Origin of the sequence: Pseudoalteromonas sp. SR44-8, from assembly GCF_014163635.1 — a bacterium.
GTDB lineage: Bacteria > Pseudomonadota > Gammaproteobacteria > Enterobacterales > Alteromonadaceae > Pseudoalteromonas > Pseudoalteromonas rhizosphaerae.
On the sequence record NZ_JACJDS010000003.1, the window covers coordinates 17643 to 39063 of the forward strand.

Annotated in this window: 15 protein-coding genes; 7 read left to right on the forward strand and 8 right to left on the reverse strand. The window is 38.7% G+C overall.

The features are described from left to right. Nucleotides 1-45: 45 nt before the first annotated feature. Complete coding sequence (locus H5183_RS01780; RefSeq protein WP_310736407.1) at nt 46-462, reverse strand: phosphate ABC transporter substrate-binding protein; 417 nt, start codon at nt 460-462, stop codon at nt 46-48. Between the two features lie 10 nt (nt 463-472). Continuing rightward, complete coding sequence (locus tag H5183_RS01785) at nt 473-1552, reverse strand: porin (RefSeq protein ID WP_392352553.1); 1080 nt, start codon at nt 1550-1552, stop codon at nt 473-475. A gap of 446 nt (nt 1553-1998) precedes the next feature. Here H5183_RS01785 and H5183_RS01790 point away from each other — a divergent pair, with 446 nt between their 5' ends. Further along, complete coding sequence (locus tag H5183_RS01790; protein ID WP_182730759.1) at nt 1999-4179, forward strand: OsmC domain/YcaO domain-containing protein; 2181 nt, start codon at nt 1999-2001, stop codon at nt 4177-4179. Nucleotides 4180-4259: 80 nt separating this feature from the next. On the opposite strand, the gene H5183_RS01795 is transcribed toward H5183_RS01790, so the two are convergent. The 3 genes from H5183_RS01795 to H5183_RS01805 all read right to left on the reverse strand — a co-directional run bounded on the left by H5183_RS01795 (nt 4260) and on the right by H5183_RS01805 (nt 8303). Further along, on the reverse strand, nt 4260-4664 hold the full coding sequence (locus H5183_RS01795; protein WP_182730760.1) for a DUF1801 domain-containing protein: 405 nt from the start codon (nt 4662-4664) through the stop codon (nt 4260-4262). A 25-nt stretch (nt 4665-4689) separates the two neighbouring features. Beyond that, nucleotides 4690-5277: a DUF1287 domain-containing protein gene (locus H5183_RS01800; protein WP_182730761.1), complete on the reverse strand. Its 588-nt coding sequence runs from the start codon at nt 5275-5277 to the stop codon at nt 4690-4692. Nucleotides 5278-5423: 146 nt separating this feature from the next. Further along, complete coding sequence (locus H5183_RS01805) at nt 5424-8303, reverse strand: insulinase family protein (RefSeq protein WP_182730762.1); 2880 nt, start codon at nt 8301-8303, stop codon at nt 5424-5426. A gap of 154 nt (nt 8304-8457) precedes the next feature. Here H5183_RS01805 and H5183_RS01810 point away from each other — a divergent pair, with 154 nt between their 5' ends. After that, nucleotides 8458-8877 carry an MAPEG family protein gene (locus H5183_RS01810; RefSeq protein WP_149979989.1) on the forward strand — a complete coding sequence of 140 codons (420 nt, stop codon included), beginning with the start codon at nt 8458-8460 and terminating at the stop codon, nt 8875-8877. Nucleotides 8878-8927: 50 nt separating this feature from the next. On the opposite strand, the gene H5183_RS01815 is transcribed toward H5183_RS01810, so the two are convergent. Next, nucleotides 8928-9671 carry a peptidylprolyl isomerase gene (locus H5183_RS01815; protein WP_182730763.1) on the reverse strand — a complete coding sequence of 248 codons (744 nt, stop codon included), beginning with the start codon at nt 9669-9671 and terminating at the stop codon, nt 8928-8930. 263 nt (nt 9672-9934) lie between these two features. Here H5183_RS01815 and H5183_RS01820 point away from each other — a divergent pair, with 263 nt between their 5' ends. Continuing rightward, entirely contained in the window at nt 9935-10132 is a 198-nt protein-coding gene (locus tag H5183_RS01820; RefSeq protein WP_145234351.1) for a hypothetical protein, read from the forward strand. Between the two features lie 77 nt (nt 10133-10209). Further along, on the forward strand, nt 10210-11844 hold the full coding sequence (gene ushA / locus H5183_RS01825; RefSeq protein WP_182730764.1) for a bifunctional UDP-sugar hydrolase/5'-nucleotidase UshA: 1635 nt from the start codon (nt 10210-10212) through the stop codon (nt 11842-11844). 78 nt (nt 11845-11922) lie between these two features. Here the strand turns inward: ushA and H5183_RS01830 are convergent, their stop codons facing one another. Both H5183_RS01830 and H5183_RS01835 read right to left on the reverse strand, forming a co-directional pair. Beyond that, nucleotides 11923-12870 (reverse strand): hypothetical protein, encoded by a 948-nt coding sequence (locus tag H5183_RS01830; protein ID WP_182730841.1) that lies wholly within the window; start codon nt 12868-12870, stop codon nt 11923-11925. After that, on the reverse strand, nt 12863-13759 hold the full coding sequence (locus H5183_RS01835) for a PhnD/SsuA/transferrin family substrate-binding protein (protein ID WP_182730765.1): 897 nt from the start codon (nt 13757-13759) through the stop codon (nt 12863-12865). Before H5183_RS01835 ends, H5183_RS01830 begins: the two co-directional genes overlap by 8 nt. Nucleotides 13760-13980: 221 nt before the next feature. On the opposite strand from H5183_RS01835, the gene H5183_RS01840 reads away from it, so the two are divergent. From H5183_RS01840 to H5183_RS01850, 3 genes are all read left to right on the forward strand, one after another. Next, nucleotides 13981-14844, forward strand: coding sequence for a S1/P1 nuclease (locus tag H5183_RS01840; protein WP_182730766.1), 864 nt, complete (start codon nt 13981-13983; stop codon nt 14842-14844). Between the two features lie 31 nt (nt 14845-14875). Continuing rightward, entirely contained in the window at nt 14876-18052 is a 3177-nt protein-coding gene (locus H5183_RS01845; protein WP_182730767.1) for a TonB-dependent receptor, read from the forward strand. A gap of 274 nt (nt 18053-18326) precedes the next feature. Next, entirely contained in the window at nt 18327-21404 is a 3078-nt protein-coding gene (locus tag H5183_RS01850; RefSeq protein WP_145234362.1) for a carboxypeptidase regulatory-like domain-containing protein, read from the forward strand. The last annotated feature ends 17 nt before the right edge of the window (nt 21405-21421 follow it).

Consider the following 21421-nt stretch of genomic DNA (forward strand, 5'->3'; position numbering starts at 1 on the left):
TCCTGTAATCGATTTTAACGTTTTGCGTTTTTATCTAAATTATTACTAAAACTTCCCAACCGATTTCACTGAATCGGTTAGCGATGCAGCATTAATGTAACCAATCATACTTGGATTTTTACCTACTAAATCAATTACCTCTGCATCATTAGTCACTTCTTTAGGAGGCGAGCCTTTACCTGTAAAAATAAGCTTTGACCAGTATGCTTTTAACTGGCTACCTGATTTTGATAAAACATTCGCATCAAACTCTTGGCGTGCTGTAGAGGCTTCCTCTTGATTCAATGGAACAGCTTGATTGCCATCAGAAAATGATTTGGCCTTGCCTAAAAAGAGCTTTGAAATCTCAGATTGATCAAAACTACTATTATTTGTAGGATGAACAACAACAACTACCTCCGCGTTTACTGAATAACAACTAAGCAATAAAAGTGGTAAAAGTATCTTTTTTAACAACATCATAGCGTATTCCTTAAAATACCAAGTCAATGCCAAGTGTGATCGACTCACTATCACCTGCAACAGCTAAATCAAATGATTTATCATTCACTTTATCAAACTGGACTTTAAAAGCCGCTGAAGAATGAAAATCCCAGCGTATTCCGACTGACGTTGTATTGTGCTGTTCACCATCATCGGCATCTTCTTTAAATTGAGAGTAAGAAACATAAGGAGTAATTGTGTCTAAACGGTAACCTAGCGTAATCATTGAAGTGTCAAGGTTGCCATTCAAATCCAACCGGTTTAACTCTGTTAATATAAATAAACTTTCAAAGTCTAAGTTAACTGCAACACCATAAAACTTACCTGTACGGCTAGTTTCACCGTCAAATAATACTCGCTCACCACTACGGTAGCGCTCATTTTTGTAAGTCATATGGGTTAATCTAACTTCGAACCACTCTTTATTTAATTGCAATACCCCACCTAACATATCACGCCAAATTTCACGTGTTGGCTCTTTGAAAAAAAACTCACTAAGGAGCTTATTTTCTGTATCATCCTCTTCTCCATAATAAAGGTTGCCCATTACAGACCAATCACCAATTTCACCGCTGTATAGTGCATTTACGCCGTTGTAGTTAAATATTTGCCACGTATAATTATCCGCAGGCGGACGCATCCATACATAGGCGTAACCTACATCATAAAAATCCGAATAATAAAACAGGGGCAATCGTTTTTTACCTGCTTGAACAGTCCAATTTTCATTAATCTCATATGAGAGATAAGCCCATTCAATTTTTGCATCAAAATCATTAGCGCCTCGAGCAACTAGTTGGCCTGTCACCGATAGTCCATCAGCTAAATCAGCGCTAATTTGTAGCCCAAATAAGCTCTCTGGTTTAAACGAAACATCTTCGTCGTAAGACGATACTATTGGATAATCGGCCAAAAAAGTAGGTGGTATATCGTACTGCGGGACCCCACTTCCAGATAAAACTTTACCAGCATTAATACTAGTAAACCCTGATAAGTTGATCTCGCCATAAGAAGCACCTGTAAACAGGATGCAATTTACAGTTAATAACCAATACAGCTTTTTCATCATCTGCGTTACCTTATGATATTAGTCTTTTGCAATATGCATTATTAAAGTTAGACCACAGATGAAAATTTTGCCTACTATACCTAAGCTTCCGCCCCAAATTAATTACAAAATAACAACAAAATTAAAACATCAGTGATAATCGATTTAATTAATTAGTACTAAATTATTTGGAGTTCACGACCTTTTCTACCTCTTACTGTAAAAACTTTAGGCTTACTCTGAGTATAAAGTTTACAGCCTCATAAAGAGTTCAAAACCAGCGAACCACGTGACTTTTACCAATTTATGCGCTGCAAATAGCATTTATTTTAATTAACCTCGACTATTACTTGTATGTGCTCCCTTAAAAAGCGGATAATTGCAGCTAAATGAAAATACACTGACAAAGTCTGGCGCAAACACCTATTGGCCTTACTTATTAGTGCGCACGAAGGTGGACCAACTCAATGGAAATTAAAGTTAATTTTCTCGATAATCTTAGATTAGAAGCTAAGTTTGACGATTTCTCAGTCATTGCGGATCAACCAATCCGTTACAAAGGCGATGGCTCTGCGCCAAGTCCGTTTGACTACTTTTTAGCATCTTCGGCTTTATGTGCTGCGTACTTTATTAAAGTGTATTGTAATGCCCGTGATATCTCGACTGACGGTATTCGTGTTGCGCAAAACAACATTGTTGATCCTGAAGATCGTTATAACCAAATCTTCCAAATCCAGGTTGAACTCCCTGAAAGTATTTCAGAAAAAGACCGCACCGGCATTTTACGCTCTATTGATCGTTGTACCGTAAAGCGTGTTATTCAAACCATACCTGAATTTAAAATTGATGCCGTAGAAAGCTTAGATAACGACGCGCAAGCCATGTTAATGGCAAAATCAGAAGGCAGCGAAAACACCTTTATTTTAGGTAAAGATTTACCGCTTGAGCAAACCATTGCTGATATGACTGCGATTTTGGCTGACTTAGGCATGAAGATTGAAATTTCATCATGGCGTAATATTGTACCAAACGTCTGGTCATTGCATATTCGTGATGCTGCATCACCGATGTGCTTTACCAATGGTAAAGGCGCCAGCAAAGAAAGCGCATTATGTTCAGCCCTTGGCGAGTTTATTGAACGTTTAAACTGTAACTTTTTTTACAATGACCAGTTCCTTGGTGAAGAAATTGCCAACAGCGAATTTGTTCATTACCCGAACGAAAAATGGTTTCAGCTCACTGATGATGACTCACTACCAGAAGGTATTTTAGACGACTATACCTTGAGCATTTACAACCCTGAAGATGAGCTGTGTGGCTCGCACCTTATCGACACTAACTCTGGTAATGTTGAGCGAGGTATTTGCTCGATCCCATATGTGCGTCACTCTGACGGCGAAACTGTATACTTTCCATCAAACTTGATTGAAAACTTGTTTTTAAGTAACGGCATGAGTGCGGGTAATAACTTTGCCGAAGCCAAAGTACAATGTTTATCTGAGATTTTTGAACGTGCTGTTAAACGCCAAATCATCGAGCAAGAACTGGTATTGCCAGACGTACCAGAAGCGATACTTGCTAAATATCCTAGTATTGTTGCCGGTATTAAAGGCTTAGAAGAGCAAGGCTTTCCGGTTGTTGTAAAAGACGCATCTCTAGGCGGGCAATTCCCTGTCATGTGCGTAACGTTAATGAACCCGAAAACCGGTGGCGTATTTGCTTCATTTGGTGCACACCCAAGTTTTGAAGTGGCCCTTGAACGTAGCTTAACAGAGCTATTACAAGGTCGCAGCTTTGAAGGTTTAAACGACGTACCTAAACCAACATTCAACAGCATGGCAGTATCTGAACCTGAAAACTTTGTTGAACACTTTATTGATTCAACCGGTAAGATCTCATGGCGCTTTTTCAGTGCTAAACACGATTATGACTTTGTGGAATGGGATTTTTCAGGTACTAACGAAGAAGAAACTGCTAGCTTATTTGGTATTTTAAAAGCCTTAGGTAAAGAAGCTTATATTGCTGAATTTTCAGATCTTGGCATCGCATGCCGTATTTTAGTGCCTGATTATTCAGAAGTTTACCCTGTCGAAGACTTAATTTGGGATAACACCAATAAAGCCCTTAAATACCGTGAAGATATTTTAAATCTGCACAGTTTAGATGAAGACCAACTTGCCGACTTAGTTGAGCGCTTAGAAGACAGCCAGCTTGATAATTACATCGATATCATCACCTTAATTGGCGTTGAGTTTGACGAAAACACCGTGTGGGGTCAGTTAACTATTCTTGAGCTTAAGCTGCTAATTTACTTAGCATTAGGCGATTTAGAAGCGACCATGGAACTGGTTGAAACCTTCTTACAGTTTAACGATAACACTGTTGAACGCGGGTTATTCTACCAAGCAATGCACGCGACTTTAGAAGTTGCGCTAAATGATGACTTAGAAATTGAAGACTACATTCACAGCTTCACCCGCATGTTTGGCCAAAAAGTAATGGATGCAGTAGTCGGCTCTATCAATGGTGATGTGATGTTCTACGGTTTAACTCCAACCAATATGCAACTTGAAGGGTTAGATCGTCATCAGCGTTTGATCGACAGCTATAAAAAACTGCATGGGGCTCGCGCTGCAAGAGCCAAATAACTATTGTCAGCGCGAGATTTGCGTAGGCGGGAGTTTATATCGCGCTGTTGCTCTTTCTGCCGGACAATAACTTCTTAAATTTAAGCACCTAGCAATGGCAGGTGCTTTATTTTTTTATAGCGCAAAGCCAACGATATACAATGGGCTAGCTCTTTAGCTGGCACGGTTTGATTAAGCTTAAACACCAAAGCACGGTTACCTTCATAGCTAAACGTATCACCATAAAGCTCTTTGAAGGTTTCAATAAGTTTAGTTTTACAGTTAAAGTAAATACAAAATTGCTCAGCTGATTTTGGTTTGTGATCAAAACGAATGGTAGTGCCTATTTTTGAAATATAACTCGGCTCTCCCCACTTGAGTGTTTCTTCAAGTTCAGTGATACCATCCTGCTTTGCAACACGGAATATAATCTCTCGAACTTCATTTAAGACAACTACAACCTGTGAAGGGTAAGTCGTAAACTTTTGTTGTACTTGCTCATCCATTTGATCACCCTTGCTTAAAAAGCATTTACTCTGATAGCTGATACCGATAATGCCCTGTAATTTTATAGCGAAACAGCACGTCTTCACGCTGCGGCCCTGCGCCTATGTTATGCACTATCAATGGGGTTTTGTTATCTGCAGTGTATGTATCTACCACGATACCGATATGCGGCAAATTGCCCGGCAGCATCCACGTGACAATATCGCCTGCTTTATAGGTCTGAGCATTATTAGTTATGGGCAGTACTGTACCGTGGCGTTTAAAAAAAGCCTGTAAATTAGGCACGCGACGATGATCAATATTACTATCGGGTTTAGTAAGCCCCCATATTCTTGTTGATGGATAGACTGAAAAATTATCGCGCATATCTTCATGAACTAACTTTTGTAAATCGATACCCAGTGCTCGGTAGCTGCGAATAATCACATCTGTGCATACGCCAATATTGGCAGGTACATCGCCATTTGGATAGGCAATGCGTTGATAAGCGCCGTCATAGCGCACGCTTTGTGTTGTTCTATCATTTGCAGCGTTTACAAAATCATCAGCAAATGAGTTGGCTAAGCTATAAAAAGGGCTTAGCAGAAGCAATATGGACACTATCTTATTCATCAAAATCCTAGCGGTTTGAGCTGTTCCTTTTTTATACAGTTACACTGTACGTACATTTTGTAAATTATTTAAAAGATAATGATTCATAAAAAAGCCCAAGCAAATCGCTTGGGCTTTAATCTTTTTCAACGCTTCAATTAGCTAAATTACTTTTGCAATTTAATGCCATTAAAGTGCGCTTGTAAGTCTGTTACCAATGTTTGTTTTGGTAAATCTGCAAACGGTTTGTCGGCAAATTTGCTACCACGAAGCTGTACGTTTAAACGCGCAGCTTGTGGGTTTAACATAGTTTGCTGGTAGTAGTCTTTAATATCTGCAAGCGTGACTTTTTCAACTTCAGCGATTAACTTATCCTTTGAATCAAAATCAAAGTTTTCACGATACCAATCGCCAATCAGTGGGCCCATTTCATCGCTAAGATTTTTAGGCTGCTGTTTAAGCGACACTAATACGGCATTTTTAAGCTGCTCGAAGGTTTCTTCACTCATGTTATCAAGCTCTACTGCATATTGCATTTTGAACTCTTCAAAACGCGCTTGCATGGTTTTTACATCTTTTACTGGGGTTTGAATAAACAAGCCAATCGCTGAGTAATCTTCAATTGGCCGTGCTAAGCCACCAACCGCATATGCTAATTGCTCTTCAGTACGTAACTTGTCAAACGCGACGGTACTAAAGTGACCTTGTAAGACTTGCGCTTGCGCTTTTTGCTTATAGCCTGCAATCGGGTGTACGGTCATATCAATGATAGCTACATCAGCCACATCAATATCTTTTTGCAATACAATCGTTTCGCCTGGTTGCGGTAACCACGCTTTACTGCGCGCAAATTCAGTGCTTTTATGCGCCGCTGGTAAAACTGCCGTTAACTCTTTAGCTATCGCTTCAACATCTGATTGGTTATAATTACCATAAGTGAACACCCGCATTTCGTTATTAGCAAAGGTATGCTGTTTAAGCTGCTCAAAATCTGCAATGGTTAATGCTTTTGCCGTATTGATCAGTGCATCGGTGTCAAAGCTGCCTGTTCGTATTAATTTAGAGTACTCACCAAACGCTTGATAATAAGGGAATTGTTTTTGGGCGTTTAATAAATCACGTTGGTAACGATCAAGCGCTTGAGCAAAACCTTGCTCAGTTACTTGCACATCAATATTTGTCAGTGCTTGCGCGAGTAAAACATTTTGTTTATCGGTAAAACCACTCATTGAAAGGATAAGTCCGTTACTTGCTTCAAGGCCAACACTCATACCTGCCACGGCAGCTTCGGTACTTAGCTTGCTTTGTTGTAAGTTAAATAAGTCAGACCATACTGAATAAAGTACTTTAGCTTTGATATCCGTCAGAGCATCTGGGGTATTTAAGTAAACTTCGACCAAACCTTTCGGTTGCTCGGCAAAGTTTTGACTCGCTTGACGCCATACTTTTACGCCATTTTTATCATATACCAGCTTAGGGTGTTTTTGCTCTGCAAATTGTGCTGTTTTAATCGCAAAACTCTCAGGTAATAAACGATTTACCGTAGGTAATGCTAAGGCAAACTGACTAGGCTTACTCCAGCTGGCAATTTCAGCATCACTGATATCTTCAATGCGGTATTTACCATCGTAAAAATGCAATTGTGAATCGGTTTCTTCTTGCTGTGAGGTATACCAAATACGTAGAGTATCAGCATTGAGTTGCGCAAGTACGTTGTTGATCGCAGCTGCATCAAACTTAGCATAATAGAAAGGCGCATTAATAACGTGGTTTAGTGGATAATCTTGCATGCTACCAGTTAAATTACTGACATAGCCAAATTCATCGCCTTTTTCTAAAAATTGAAATTCATTATTAAGTGAAGTGCGAATTTCATTAAAGTATTTACTATCTACACCTTCTTTTTTGATCAAATCAATATATTGCATTATTGTTGCAACGATCGTTTCACGGTTTTTCATGCCTTCGTCTGTTAATTGCACATTAACCGTCAGCGCACCGTAATTACCATATTGGGTTGGTGCTGCCCCGGCTGAAAGTTGTGAAACCCAGCCTTTATCACGCAAAATTTGCGCCGGGCTACCTTGCATTTCATTGCTTAATAAGTATGCTACAAAACGGTTAGGTTTAACGGCAAACTCATTGCTGTTATCGGTAATAGTAAAATCAAGTTGTAACTCTTTTACGTCTTCATTTGGCGCGTAGTGAACGCGTTTTCCACCTACGTTATCAAAATCTAGCTTTGTGGTAACAGTTGGTTTGTCGATCTTTTTATCTTCAATATCAGCGAAGTATTTTTGTGCTTTCGCTTCCATTTCCGCAAGTGGTAGATTTGAAATCATTGCTACTTTCATAATGTTAGAAGAGTAGTATTTATTATAAAAATCAACGGTTTCTTTATGTAGAGAGCTACCGTCTTTATCACCTAATGTTTCAAGATTACCGATTAAAAAACGATTAGCTGGATGATCGCCCATCATTTGTCGGGCAAGCTTAAACTGACCAAAAAAATCCATCTCGCGACGCATTGACCATTCGGCGTTTACTGCGTTTTTTTCTTTATCGGTGTATTCTGGGTAAAGCTTAGGGGATTTAAAAAAGTCAGCAAAACGATCCAATGCTTCATCGTAAGCATCGTTATTTACTTCAAACATGTAATTAGTAATATCTAACCATGTATAAGCATTGTGGGCGCCGCCGTTTTTAGTCATAAAATCAGAGTAACCCTTGGTATCTGGGTAACGATCTGTGCCTAAAAATAGCATGTGCTCTAAATAATGCGCCATTCCCTGCTGGCTGATTGGATCATGTAATAAACCAACACCCACACTCAATGATGCGGCTGATTTTTCAGCAGTTGGATCCGACACTAAAATTACTTCAATCTCATTCGCAAGTTTAAGGGTTTTATATTGACGAGTATCGTTGGGACTTATTACCAGCGTATCTGAAAGTAATGACGTTTGCTGCTGTACCGCTGTGGTGGTAGTGCCGCAGCCACTTAATACTGCTAAAGCAATAGCGCTTAAAGTAATTATTTTTTTCATATTGAGAATGTGATCCATACTTATTTGTTGTTTGAATGATCGGTAAAATTCAAAACCCTTGCAATCATTTTTCTAAATACTTTGTAACACATTGTGAATTATAAAGACAAACTGCTAGGCTTAAAGCTAGGTTATTTATCAAATGAGACTCTTAATGGAAAAATATGTATTACTCGCGATGTTTTCTCAGGTACTACTCACTTTTACGGTAATGGTAGTCATGGGCCGCCGCCGTTTTAGTGCGGCGCGTAACAAAACGATTACTATGCAAGATTTTGCCACTATGCAATTAAATAATGCGGGTGATGATGTACATATTGCCGGTAGAAACTTTATTAATCAGTTTGAAATACCAGTGCTATTTTTTGTAGCCTGTTTAGCTGCTTTACAGCTCAATGCAGCGGGTTATGTATTTATTACTTTAGCCTGGGGTTTTGTGATTTCGCGCGTCATTCACAGTATTATTCATTTAGGCAGCAATAGCGTAAAACCTCGCTATTATAGCTTTTTGCTTGGCTGTTTACTGGTTTTAACTATGTGGGTGTTATTAGTAATGCGGGTATTTGCACTCTAAAGCGTTACGTTTGCTATCGGGACACATAACCCGATAGCAAGTATATACCTTTAAGCTGCGCGGCGGCGTTTAAAGCCAAGCAATAATAATGGTAGTAACCAGCTCATACTACCACTTGAGCTATCCCCATCATCAGGCTGAGTTGGAGTTGGATCGTCAATTAGCGTATTTTCTTTTGGAGATAAATTTACTGACGAATTTGGATCATTATCCAGTACCACAACACTATTGATCGACACTAAATTAGCAATAGTCAGCGTAGTATCTGCACTTGCACATTGGTCTTTAGTGAGATTAACTACCGGTATTTCACCGCAATGCACTAAAGCAGAGATCTTATCAAGCACTGCATAACTATCTGCTGTAATCTGACCAAATACGGTAAAACCGCCATTTTGCTTATCTAAATTTGCACTATTATCTTTGAGATTAAAAAACCATTGACTGGTGGCGCTATTTTTATCACCGCCGACTTTTGCCATGGCAATCGTGCCTTTTACATTCGATAGTTCTGGCTCATTCACAACAGCTGGTGACGTTGTGATCGCTTTAAAATCATCGGTAAAAGTAAAGCCTCCGCCTTGAATAATAAAGTCCTTGATTGAACGGTGGATCACGGTTTGGTTGTACGCATCACTTTGTATATAACTTAAAAAGTTCTCGACCGTTTTCGGAGTCTGTTGATCAAACAAATCGACCTTAATAGCGCCTTGTGAAGTTTGCATTTCAACTACAGTGGCATGGCTTGCAAATGAGGTTGCGGTTAACAAACCGCACAGTAATAGTTTTTTCATTATTATATCTATCCTGAAGAATGTTGTGGTTATGTGAATTTAATGCAAATAATAAAGAACTCTTGTGGAGATTACGATAGCAAAACGTACCTTTAAACAAATCAAACCGAATTGATTACATTTAAATTACATGTAATTACATTATCTTGTTATTCACTCACGTTATAAATAAATTTTGTTTAAAACGAAATCGTCTTAATAGCCGAGTTTATTTTGTTAGTATTATTTATAACAATAAAACACACACAACAGGATTAACAACTATGTCGTATGAAGAGCAACACATATGTGATTTTGGCTTACACCAAGGAGAGGCGTACACTAAGTTACCGGCAAGCTTTTTAAACTGGATGGTGGGTAATAACCATGAAAAATCAGCATTAGCAGAACAAGAGTTACAGCGACGTCAATTAGCGGCAACTGGAAAGTTAAATTTCCAAGATGACATTAAAATAGAATAATTACGTTATTTTGCAATAAAACTAGTTTAAACTATGCGCTTAATAAATAGCACAACACTGACAACACGGGTCATATTATGCGCATATTACTTTCATTTTTCCTATTACTAAGCATTACTGCATGTAGTAATCATCAAACCTCCGTTCAACAAGCTGATACAGCAGATATTCACTATCTCACCATTTTACATACCAATGATAATCATGGCCGCTTTTGGCATAACGAAAAAGGTGAATACGGTATGGCTGCACGTAAAACCTTAATCGACCAGTTACGTGCTGATGCGCAGCAACAAGGTCACGCAGTGCTACTTCTATCTGGTGGTGATATAAATACAGGCATTCCAGAATCAGACCTGCAATTTGCAGAGCCTGATTTTAAAGGAATGTCATTAATTGGTTACGATGCGATGGCGATTGGTAATCATGAATTTGATAATCCACTGAGTGTTTTAAAACAACAGCAGCAGTGGGCAAATTTCCCGCTTCTTTCGGCTAATATAATTGATAAAAAAACCGGTAAAAATGCCTTCGAATCCTATAAGATTTTTAACAAACAGGGGCTGAAAATCGCCGTTATTGGTTTGACAACCACAGATACCGCTAAAATAGGCAACCCGCAGTATATCGGCGGCCTTGAATTTCAAGAGCCAGTTGCAGTAACCCAAGCTTTAGCTGAGAAAATCAAAGCACAATATCAACCGGATATCACGATTGCAGTAACTCATATGGGTCATTATGTTGATGCGAATTATGGCATAAATGCACCTGGCGATGTTACCCTTGCCCGCTCTTTACCGGCTCATACCCTTGATATGATCATCGGCGGTCACTCACAAGAACCTGTGTGCATGGCAAGCGAAAATAAAAATGACGATAACTTTAAACCCGGTATGACATGTAAACCAGACCAACAAAATGGTACGTGGATAATGCAAGCTCATGAATGGGGTAAATATGTCGGCAAAGCCGAGTTTAAACAAGAAAACGGCGTATTAACCTTATTAGATTATAAATTATTGCCAGTTAACTTATACGTTGATAAAACGCAAGCTGATGGTTCAATTAAGCCTGAGCTTGCCAACGAATACATCAAACCAGACGCTGCCTTAAAAACATTTTTAGCTGATTACCAAGCCAAAGGTGCAAAACAAATTGAAGGTGAAATTGGTTATGTTGATGCAAAGCTTGAGGGCGATCGCAATAAAGTTCGTTATCAACAAACCAACTTATCGCGCGTTATTGTGCAAGCACAAATGAATGTTGTTGGCGCCGATTTTGGTATCATCAGTGGCGGTGGCGTACGTGATAGTATTGCTGCAGGTGCAGTTAGTTATAAAGATATTTTAAAAGTACACCCTTTTAAAAATCGCATCGCGTATGTTGATTGGCAAGGCCAAGAGCTTTGGGATTACCTTGAGACCGTAACTAGTTTCCCACCGGATTCTGGTGCTTATTTGCAATACCACAAATTAAGCTTCGAGCGTAACGATAATGCGCTGACTAAAGTGATGATCAACGGCAAAGCTTTGGATAAAAACAAAACCTATCGCATGAGCATTAATAGCTACAATGCATCTGGCGGTGACGGCTACCCGATACTGATAAATCATAAAGGATTTGTCAGCACTGACGAAACAGATGCACAGGCATTAAAACGCTTCTTTATTGAAAATAGTCCAGTCAAAGCCATTGAATTTGCTCCTAAATAATCAGAGCTTACCTCACACAGTTTAAGTATTAGCAGTGTGAGGTTTTTATTCTGAACTAACTCACTAACCAGGTTAAGGTTATTTGCCTATCACCTCTATATCATCTGCTTTGATATTCGATAAACCATAACTATGTAACCGTGACCGAGAGCCTTCACCATGTGCCTTAGGAGGGTAATATATTTCCTTCAGCTGTGAGTGTTCAATAAGTACCTCATCCAATGCAGCCCTAATTTCACTCAAGGTTTTTTCTAGACTGTTAGTAAAATTAGGCCGTTTACGAATAGTATGGCCAAGTTGTGTTAATCGGTAAAAATACTTATTAGCAAGTTCAATTAACTCATCCGGCACATCTTTGTTTTGATTAAGTGTCACGTCCGGATTCTCAACGCAAAACTCGATTAAAGCCAAGTAAAAACACAGTGGTTTGTTAGCTAAGCCAGCTTTTATCTCAGCGTTATCATTAATAGCCAAAACCTTATCTTGCAAATCAATCACTAGTTTCACTTGTACATTAATCAGTGGAAGTTGCTCTACTTGTTCTTTTAATGCTAAGTGTTTCAGCGATGTTCGGTTAATAAGTTCAGCCCACTTAGAAAATAAAAAAGCCAATAATAACAATACAATAAAGGTATAAATATCGCTTGTATGCCACCAACGCGTCTCAATTAAAAATGTAATCGCAACTTTTTGATCACTTGTTTCAAGATACTCTATCCGACTTTCGCGGCCATTATTTGTTAATGCCAGTGAGACATCATTGATGGTATTAACTTGAATTGGCTGTTGTATCAATTGCATATTCAAACGTTGTAGATAACCAACAATAGCATCATGATTACCCGAGTGTTTCAAAAAACGATTTGATAAGTCTAACCGAGGTAAATCTAGTGCAATTCGGTTTTCAATATCAGCCATTATTAAATCGTTATGTTGCGCCTGCTGCAGATAACTAGAGAGTTTAAACGTCAATAGCGCCGCACTAAAAATAAGCAGTGTCACGCCAAACAAGCGCTTATTATTCATCACGTTGCTCTCCTAAGAATTCAGCTTTACCCGCTGAACAATGCCAGTATGGTTCAACATGATTAAAATAAGTCGACACTTGCTGCTTAGATAATTGGATTAATTGAGATTGGATAGCGCACAGCAAATCAGTGTTCTCATGCTGCATTTTAAAGTACCAACGTGTGCCTATTACATTATCGCTGATTGGAGTTATATAATTTTTAGAAAAATGCGCCTGATCTGCTTCCTTCCAAAAAGAGGCTATTAAATCAACCTGTCCATTGGCTAATAACTCCCTAAGCTCATTATGTGAACTGGCGTAAGTAATTTTTAAATTTTCAAGGTTGATCCCTAAATCTTTAAACTTTTGTTTAGGTAGTATATGCCCCGATCGGCTTGTAGGATAATCAAGTAAGCCAATCCGTTTCCCCAAAAAGTATTGCTTGTTAATTTTTGGCTTTTCTTTAGCTGAAATAAAAAACGCAGTATAACTTGGAAAGCCAACCACAGGCTGGTAGTTATAGGTCGATTCAGCTTTGAAGGCTGACATAATGTTGTTTTTTGCTAAAATTAAATCAGCAATACCTTTACCAATGAACTCAATGCTATCGGCAGTACGGTAACCCCATAAAGCGATCACTTCGCCATATTGTTTTGCTACAACGGGATCTTCACACAGGTTTTGTATTAAAGAACGAGCGACCTTTTGCGACGAGGCATAGACAATTAATTGCGATTGGTTTTCTGTTGCCCTCGTCTGACAACGACTAGATGTTTCAATTAAAGGCTTCAAGGTACCCGTTGATGTAATCACACTCAGCTGGCCACTGAGCCAAACCAACAAAAAAAACAGTAACAAAACAGTAACAAAGAAGCTGTGTTGCAAAAGCAGCTGTTTAATTTTCAAAAGTTCAACAATCCAAAACGATTCATCCTTCTATTTGACCAATTTAAATTACTTATTACAACAAGTAATTTTACCCAAAACAGTTAAGCTTATGAATTAAAAGAACTATCAATGGGAAATTATGAATTTCTTTGAGTCCTTCCTATTTATCTCAAAATCAGGACAATTCGCGCCATAGAAGAGGCCGCTCTTGCCAAATAAGATCATTGAGGAAAACACAAATGTTACGCAAAATTACACATGGATTTAGTTATCTTTTAGTCGGCGCAGTACTTTTATCATCACAAAATGTATTGGCTTGGGGACAAAATGGCCACAGAATAGTCGGTAAAATTGCCGAAAATCACATAACAGACGCAACTAAAGCAGAGCTTAAAGCACTTTTAGAAGGGCAAAGCCTAGCGCAAATTGCTACTTGGGCTGATGAAATGCGCTCTGATCCGAGTCCTTTTTGGCAAAAAAAATCTTCTCGTTGGCATTACATTAACGCGCCAAGCAACTCATCTACATTTACTCACAACCACGATGAAAACTTAAATAAAGATAATGTAAGCAACATTCTTGAAGGGATGTATTTTGCCATCGATACACTACAAAACAAAAACAGCTCAATAGATGCCAAACGTTTTAGCTTACGCTTTCTTGTTCATTTAGTTGGCGATAGCCATCAGCCGTTTCATGCCGGACGTGCAGAAGACAGAGGTGGTAACCGTGTTAACGTTACCTTTTTTGGCCAGCCAACCAACCTGCACTCATTGTGGGACACTAAATTAATCGAAAATGAGAACCTATCATTCACTGAATTCGCGCAGTTTATTGATACTGATAATGCAGAAATAATTACCGAGTACCTAGCCAGTTCACCAGAGCAATGGGTAACAGAGTCACACAATTTAGCTGACAAACTATACAAGCTAAATAATGACGAGATTGGCTTTAGCTACATTTACGAAAATACACCGATTATTAAAACTCGCTTACAACAAGCCGGTATTCGATTAGCAGGATTATTAAATACGTTATTTGATAGTTCAGCAAAACCGTTAGCAAAGGCACTTAAGATGTCAGCTAACACAAACAAGTAATAAACCTTAACTTTCCACGGGAATCAACAAAATGAATAAGCTTCGCCTTTCGAAATTAACTGGGGCTGTGATCCTAGCCTTAGGTGTTTCTACAAGCGTAATGGCAGCAGATACCTCATCCGCTATGCGTGGTAAAATTACTACACCTTCTGGCACTGCAGCTGCAAATGTGAAAATTAAAGTTATTCACCAACCAACTGGCACTGTAAGCGAATTAACAACCAATGAAAGCGGTACCTTTATTGCCAATGGTTTACGTGTTGGCGGCCCTTACACTGTGTTTATTGATTCAGACCAATTTACCGATACCATGCTTGAAAATATATATTTAGAGCTGGGCGATACATATCGTCTTAATTCTCAGCTTCAAGCAGCTAACATCGAAAAAATTGAAGTATCAGGCTATAAAATTATTCAACAATCTGGTGGTTCAAGCAGTACCTTTGGCGAAGATACAATCAGAAATATGCCAAGCTTTAACCGTGACATTAAAGATATTGCCCGTCTAAATCCTTTAGCAAGTATCAATGGTAATGGCGAGTTAACGTTTGCTGGTAGCAACCCTCGTACTAATGGCCTGACTGTTGATGGTATTGGTCAAAACGATGACTTTGGTTTGAATCCTAAGGGCTACCCAACGTCTCAACCTCCTGTTTCACTTGATGCAATAGAGCAAGTTTCAGTAGACGTATCACCTTTTTCAGCTTCTAAAGGTAACTTTGGCGGCGGTACAATAAATGCCGTAACGAAGTCTGGTACTAACGAATTCAAATTTTCAGGTTTCTATGAAACATCTACACCAGATATGGCCGGCGATGTTCAAACAATTAACGAAAGAGGTACTGATGAAGCCGGTTATAAAACTTATTCAACAAATAAAGTAAAACCGATTCAAACTGAACAACGTTTTGGTTTTAATGTCGGTGGCGCAGTTGTTAAAAATGAACTGTTTTACTTTGTAAACTACGCACAGTGGTCAAGTGAGCAGGATTTAGAGTATGGCTTTGAAAATTCAGGTGCTGCAAATGAATTTAATATAACCGAAGACAGCTACAATCGTTTTATTGCTATTTTAAATGACGAATATGGTTTAACAGACTCATTAGCCGGGGCTCCTGAAGACACCAATAAAAATTTATTGGTTAAGCTTAGTTGGAATGCCAGTGATGAGCATCGCCTAGATTTCACGTATCAATGGCAAGATGATCAAGATGAGCGTAACTTTAGTAAGGGTGGTAATAACATTGTATTAAAATCAAATACATATGCATATGTTACTAAGTTTAATAACTTTGCCACTAAGCTTTATTCTGATTGGACTGAAGACTTTTCAACAGAGATTGGTATTGCCTATAAAGATGTAACCTCTGACAGTGTTACTCGCTCTAACTTAGGTAGCATCACCGTAGAAGAAGATGGCAGAAATGGCCCTAGTTTTAATTTTGGTACTGATAGATATCGCCATGCGAACAAATCTGAAACTGAAAACTTAACACTGATGTTTGATGCAACTTATCTAATGGACGAGCACGAAATAAACTTTGGGGCTCAATATGAGTCACTTCGTTTATATAACTTGTTTGCTGAGAACTCATTAGGTACATGGAAATTCACTAGTCTTGATCAATTTGCTAACCGCGAAGTGAGTGCATACAACTTCTCATATCAAAATGCGTACACTAATAATTCAGCAGATACCGCCTATGATGCTACACGTAGTCAATTTGCTTTATACGTTGAAGATACTTTTTACTTAAGTGATGACTTAGAAGTGACAGCTGGGCTTCGCTATGAGCGCTTATCATCTGATGATAAACCGACTCTTAATGAAAGCTTTCTAAACACCTATGGTTTTAGTAATCAAGAGAACCTTGATGGTTTAGATATTATTCTACCTCGCGTTGGCTTTAAATATTATGCAACTGAAGCATTAACTATCAACGGTGGAATTGGTCGTTTCCAAGGTGGCATTCCAAATGTCTGGTATAACAACTCATTTCAAAAAGATGGTATTACCCTCGTTTCTGCACCAAATAGTGTAATAAACGACTACTACCAAAATAACCCAGCAGATATCACTCAGGTCCCTGATGTTATTAAGAATTCGTTAAAGAAAGGCGCTGGAAGTACCGCTTACATTGATCCTGACTTCAAGCTACCTTCAAGTATTCGTGCCCAAGTTGGCTTTGAATATGAATTTGATTCTGAACTATTAGGAAATGGCTTTAAATGGCAGGCCGAAATTGCTTACCACAAAAAAGAAAATGAAGCTGTATGGCATAATACCTCTATCCGTCCTATCGGTTTAGCTGCTGACGGCGAGCGTGTAATTAATGAAACCATCTACAGTGGTGCATTGAAAGATAATGTTGATATTGCAATGACTAATTCAACCGACGATGGTCGCTCTGTCATTATCTCTACTGGTATTGCTAAAGAATGGGATAACGGTTTATTTGTTTCTGCAAGTTATGCTCATCAAGATGTTACTGAGTCTTCTGTTGGATCAGCGTCGCAAGCTGAAGGTAACTATAAGCATAATATTACGGCTAATCGTAATCAAGATGTGGCAGCACGTGGCTTTTATGAAGTTGAGCACAGTTTCAAAATTAACTTAGGCTACAATGCTGAGTTTATTGCCGGTTATGCGACTAAATTTAATATGTATTTTGAACGCCGTTCTGGTCGTCCATTTAGTTATACAATGAATATGTATAAAGATGCTCACTTAGGCGACACAAGTTCTTTATTTAGCAACAGTGCTTATTTGGCCTATATTCCAACGGGTGCTGATGATGCGAATGTCAATTGGGCTGATTCTGAAATGAATTGGGCACAATTAGCAGAGCGTTTAGATCGCGCAGGTATCTCTCAACGCGGCGGCATTATCGGTAAAAATACTGGAACGCAGCCTTGGGTTACCACCATGGACATCAGCATTAAACAAGAAATCCCTGGCTTTGCTAACGGCCATAGTGGCGAGCTATACCTTATGATTGATAATTTCGCTAACCTACTTAATAGCGATTGGGGTATAGAAAAGCGCTTAGGCTATTCAGACCAATCAATTTATGATTTTGGTGGTCTTGATGACCAAGGACGCTATATTATTGATAATAGCTTCGGTGGCGCTGATGTAAGAAACTATAGCCAAATAACGAGCTCATCAACATGGCAAGCTAAGATTGGTATCAGCTACAAGTTCTAATTTTTAAAACTCTATGTAAAACCCGCTTTTAGCGGGTTTTTTTATGCATAAAGCACTGGGTTTCATACTTTTGTCATATTTAATGAGTAGATTGACTCATGGGTACTAAATTGCTCGAAAAACCGAAGTTTTGTTCTAAACTACTTTTATTACAAATTTATGTGCAATGTAACTTATTTGTAATGAAATAATAGGGTACAATTTAGCTGCTTGGAAAATCCGAGCAAATTAATACCAAAACTAAAAATATTACACCTTACACGGGAAATTAATAATGAAAATTCAACTACGCAAAACAGCACTTTCACTTGCTATCGCAGCTTGTGTTGGCGTAAGTGGCGCAGCGTTTGCAAATGAAACTGCATCATCTGTAAAAGGCCAAATCACAGGTCCAAATGGCAACCCAGCCACTGGTACTCAAATTACTATTATCCACTTACCTTCTGGTTCAACAAAAACAACAACAGTAAATGAACAAGGTAACTTCTCTACAAAAGGTTTACGCGTAGGCGGCCCATATAAAATCATTGTTGATTCTGATAAATATGAAGATACTCAACTTGATGATGTTTATTTAACACTTGGTCAAACTTACCCAGTAACTGTTGCACTTCGCTCGCAACAAATGGAACAAATCGTTGTTAGTGGCGCGCCAATTAGCGCTCAATCAGGCAGCACAGGTCCAGCTGCTTATTTCACTTTAGATGATTTAGAAAACAAACCAGCTATTAACCGTGACTTAAAAGATATTATTCGCGCTGATCCACGTATCTATATCGATGAAACAAACGCTGGTGCTATCAATTGTGGCGGCGGTAACCCACGTTTTAACAGCTTAACTGTTGACGGCGTTCGTATGAACGATAACTTTGGCTTAAACTCAAGTGGTTACCCTACTGAAAGAATGCCTTTCTCGTTTGATTCAATTGCACAAGTTGCAGTAGAACTTGCACCATTTGATGTTCAATATGGTGGTTTTACTTCATGTAACATTAACGCCGTAACAAAGTCAGGTACCAACGAAATCACTGGTGGTTTCTTCTATGATTATACCAATGACTCAATGTCAGGTGACTCAATTGAAGGCGAGAAACAAGAGCTTGGTGATTACTCAGAAAAACGTTACGGCTTTAACGTAGGCCTTCCTCTTATTGAAGATAAGCTATTCTTATTCACTTCTTATGAGAAGCTTGAAGGCGCACAAATTTTTAATTATACGCCATTTGCTAACGGTCGAATTGATCAAGCAACTATTGATCGCGTTACCCAAATTGCTATCGATAAATATAATTATGACCCAGGTACTATGGTACCTAGCATGCCAGTTGAAGATGAAAAAATCTTAGTTAAGCTAGATTGGAATATTAACGAAGCTCACCGTGCAAGCTTTGTTTATAACTATAACGACGGCTTCAGCCTAGCCCAGTCAGACGCAGATTCTAGCGAAATCGCTTTATCTAATCATTTTTATGAGCGTGGTGCTGAGCTACAATCTTACGTAGCATCAGTATATTCAGATTGGACTGATAACTTTTCAACTGAAGTTCGCGTAGGTTACTCAAAACTTGATAATCGTCAAAATTCACTTGATGCAGCATCTGGTTTTGGTGAGTTTAGAATCGATACTGGTGATATTGATATTTACATGGGTCCTGATGACTCTCGCCAAGCGAACAAACTTAAGTATGATAATTTATCACTTAAATTAGGTGGTACATATTACCTTGAAGACCATGAGCTATCATTTGGCTATGAGCGTGAAGAGCTTGATGTTTTCAACTTATTTGTACAGCATAATGAAGGTGAATACCGTTTTGGTTCTATTGAAGAGTTTGAAAGCGGCTTTGTAGACAGAATTTACTATGGTAACGCTTCAAGCCAAAATCCTGATGATGCCGCGGGTGAATTCAAATATGCACTGAATACAGTGTATTTCCAAGATAAGTTTGCACTTATTGATTATGATGTAACATTTACTGCAGGTCTTCGTTATGACTGGTATACCAGTGATGATACACCAACTTATAATGCTAACTTTGAAGAACGTTATGGCTATTCAAATAGCCAAAATCTTGATGGGGTTGACTTACTTCAACCACGCTTAGGTGTTAACTGGATATATAATGATCAGTTAGAATTGCGCGGCGGTATTGGCTTATATTCAGGTGGTAACCCTAACGTATGGATTTCTAACAGCTATTCAAACGATGGTGTTCGTAATGTTCAAGTTAATCAAAGAAATATCCAAATCCTTGGTCCTGATGCAATAGCATTCAATGGCGCAGGTCAACCTGGTTACGATATTCCACAAGGCTTATATGATAAAGTAGGCCAAGGTGGTGCTGATGCTGATGTAAATGTGACGGATCCTAACTTTGAAATTCCATCAGAATGGAAATTCTCACTAGGTGGTACTTATATCACTGAAAGCGATTATGTGTTTAATGTTGACTACCTTTATACCGATAAGCAAGATTCAGCCATTGTTAAAAACTTAGCATATGAAAAAACTGGTGTAGCGCCAGATGGTCGCCCAATTTACAATGGTGGTTCAGACTTCTTGTTAACCAATGTTAAAGGCGATGATGCTTACTCGCATATTCTGTCTCTTGCAATGAACAAGTCATTTGATAATGGCATCGATTTTGCTCTTTCTTATGCATATACAGTGTCTAAAGATGTTAACCCGATGACTAGCTCTGTAGCATTTTCTAACTATCATTACGTTGCGGTGTCTGATTCTGAAAACCCAGGTGTGGCAACATCTAACTATGAAATTCCGCACCGCTTTACGATGAGTTTAGCGTATAGCCATGAGTTATTTGATGGTTACGAGACTAAGTTCAACCTATTTGGTCAAGCACAACAAACAACACCTTACTCATATGGATTTGACTCAAGATCAGGTGGTATGGGATACAACGATGCTGCTCGTCAATTATTGTATGTACCAACACTTGACGACAGCCAAGTTGTTTATGGTGCAGATTTTGATCAAGCAGCCTTTAATGAGTGGGTTGAAAGCGAAGGCCTAACTCGCGGTAAAATCAATAACCGTAACAGCATTGATGGTGATTGGTGGGTTACGTTCGATTTCAAAGTTGAGCAAGAATTTATGGGCTTTACTGATGATCAAAAAGGCTCAGCATACTTTGTTATCAAAAACATCGGTAACATGCTAAATGACGATTGGGGCGTGCTGAAAAGCGGCAGCGCATTACAAAACGCTGTAACGACTGAAATTGTTAATGGTCAATACGTTTACACCAGCTTTAATGATCCAGCAGGTGCAAGTGTAGAAACTAAGCCGTCACTTTGGGAAATGCGTGTAGGTGTTAAATACACATTCTAATTTGCTAAAGTAACTTA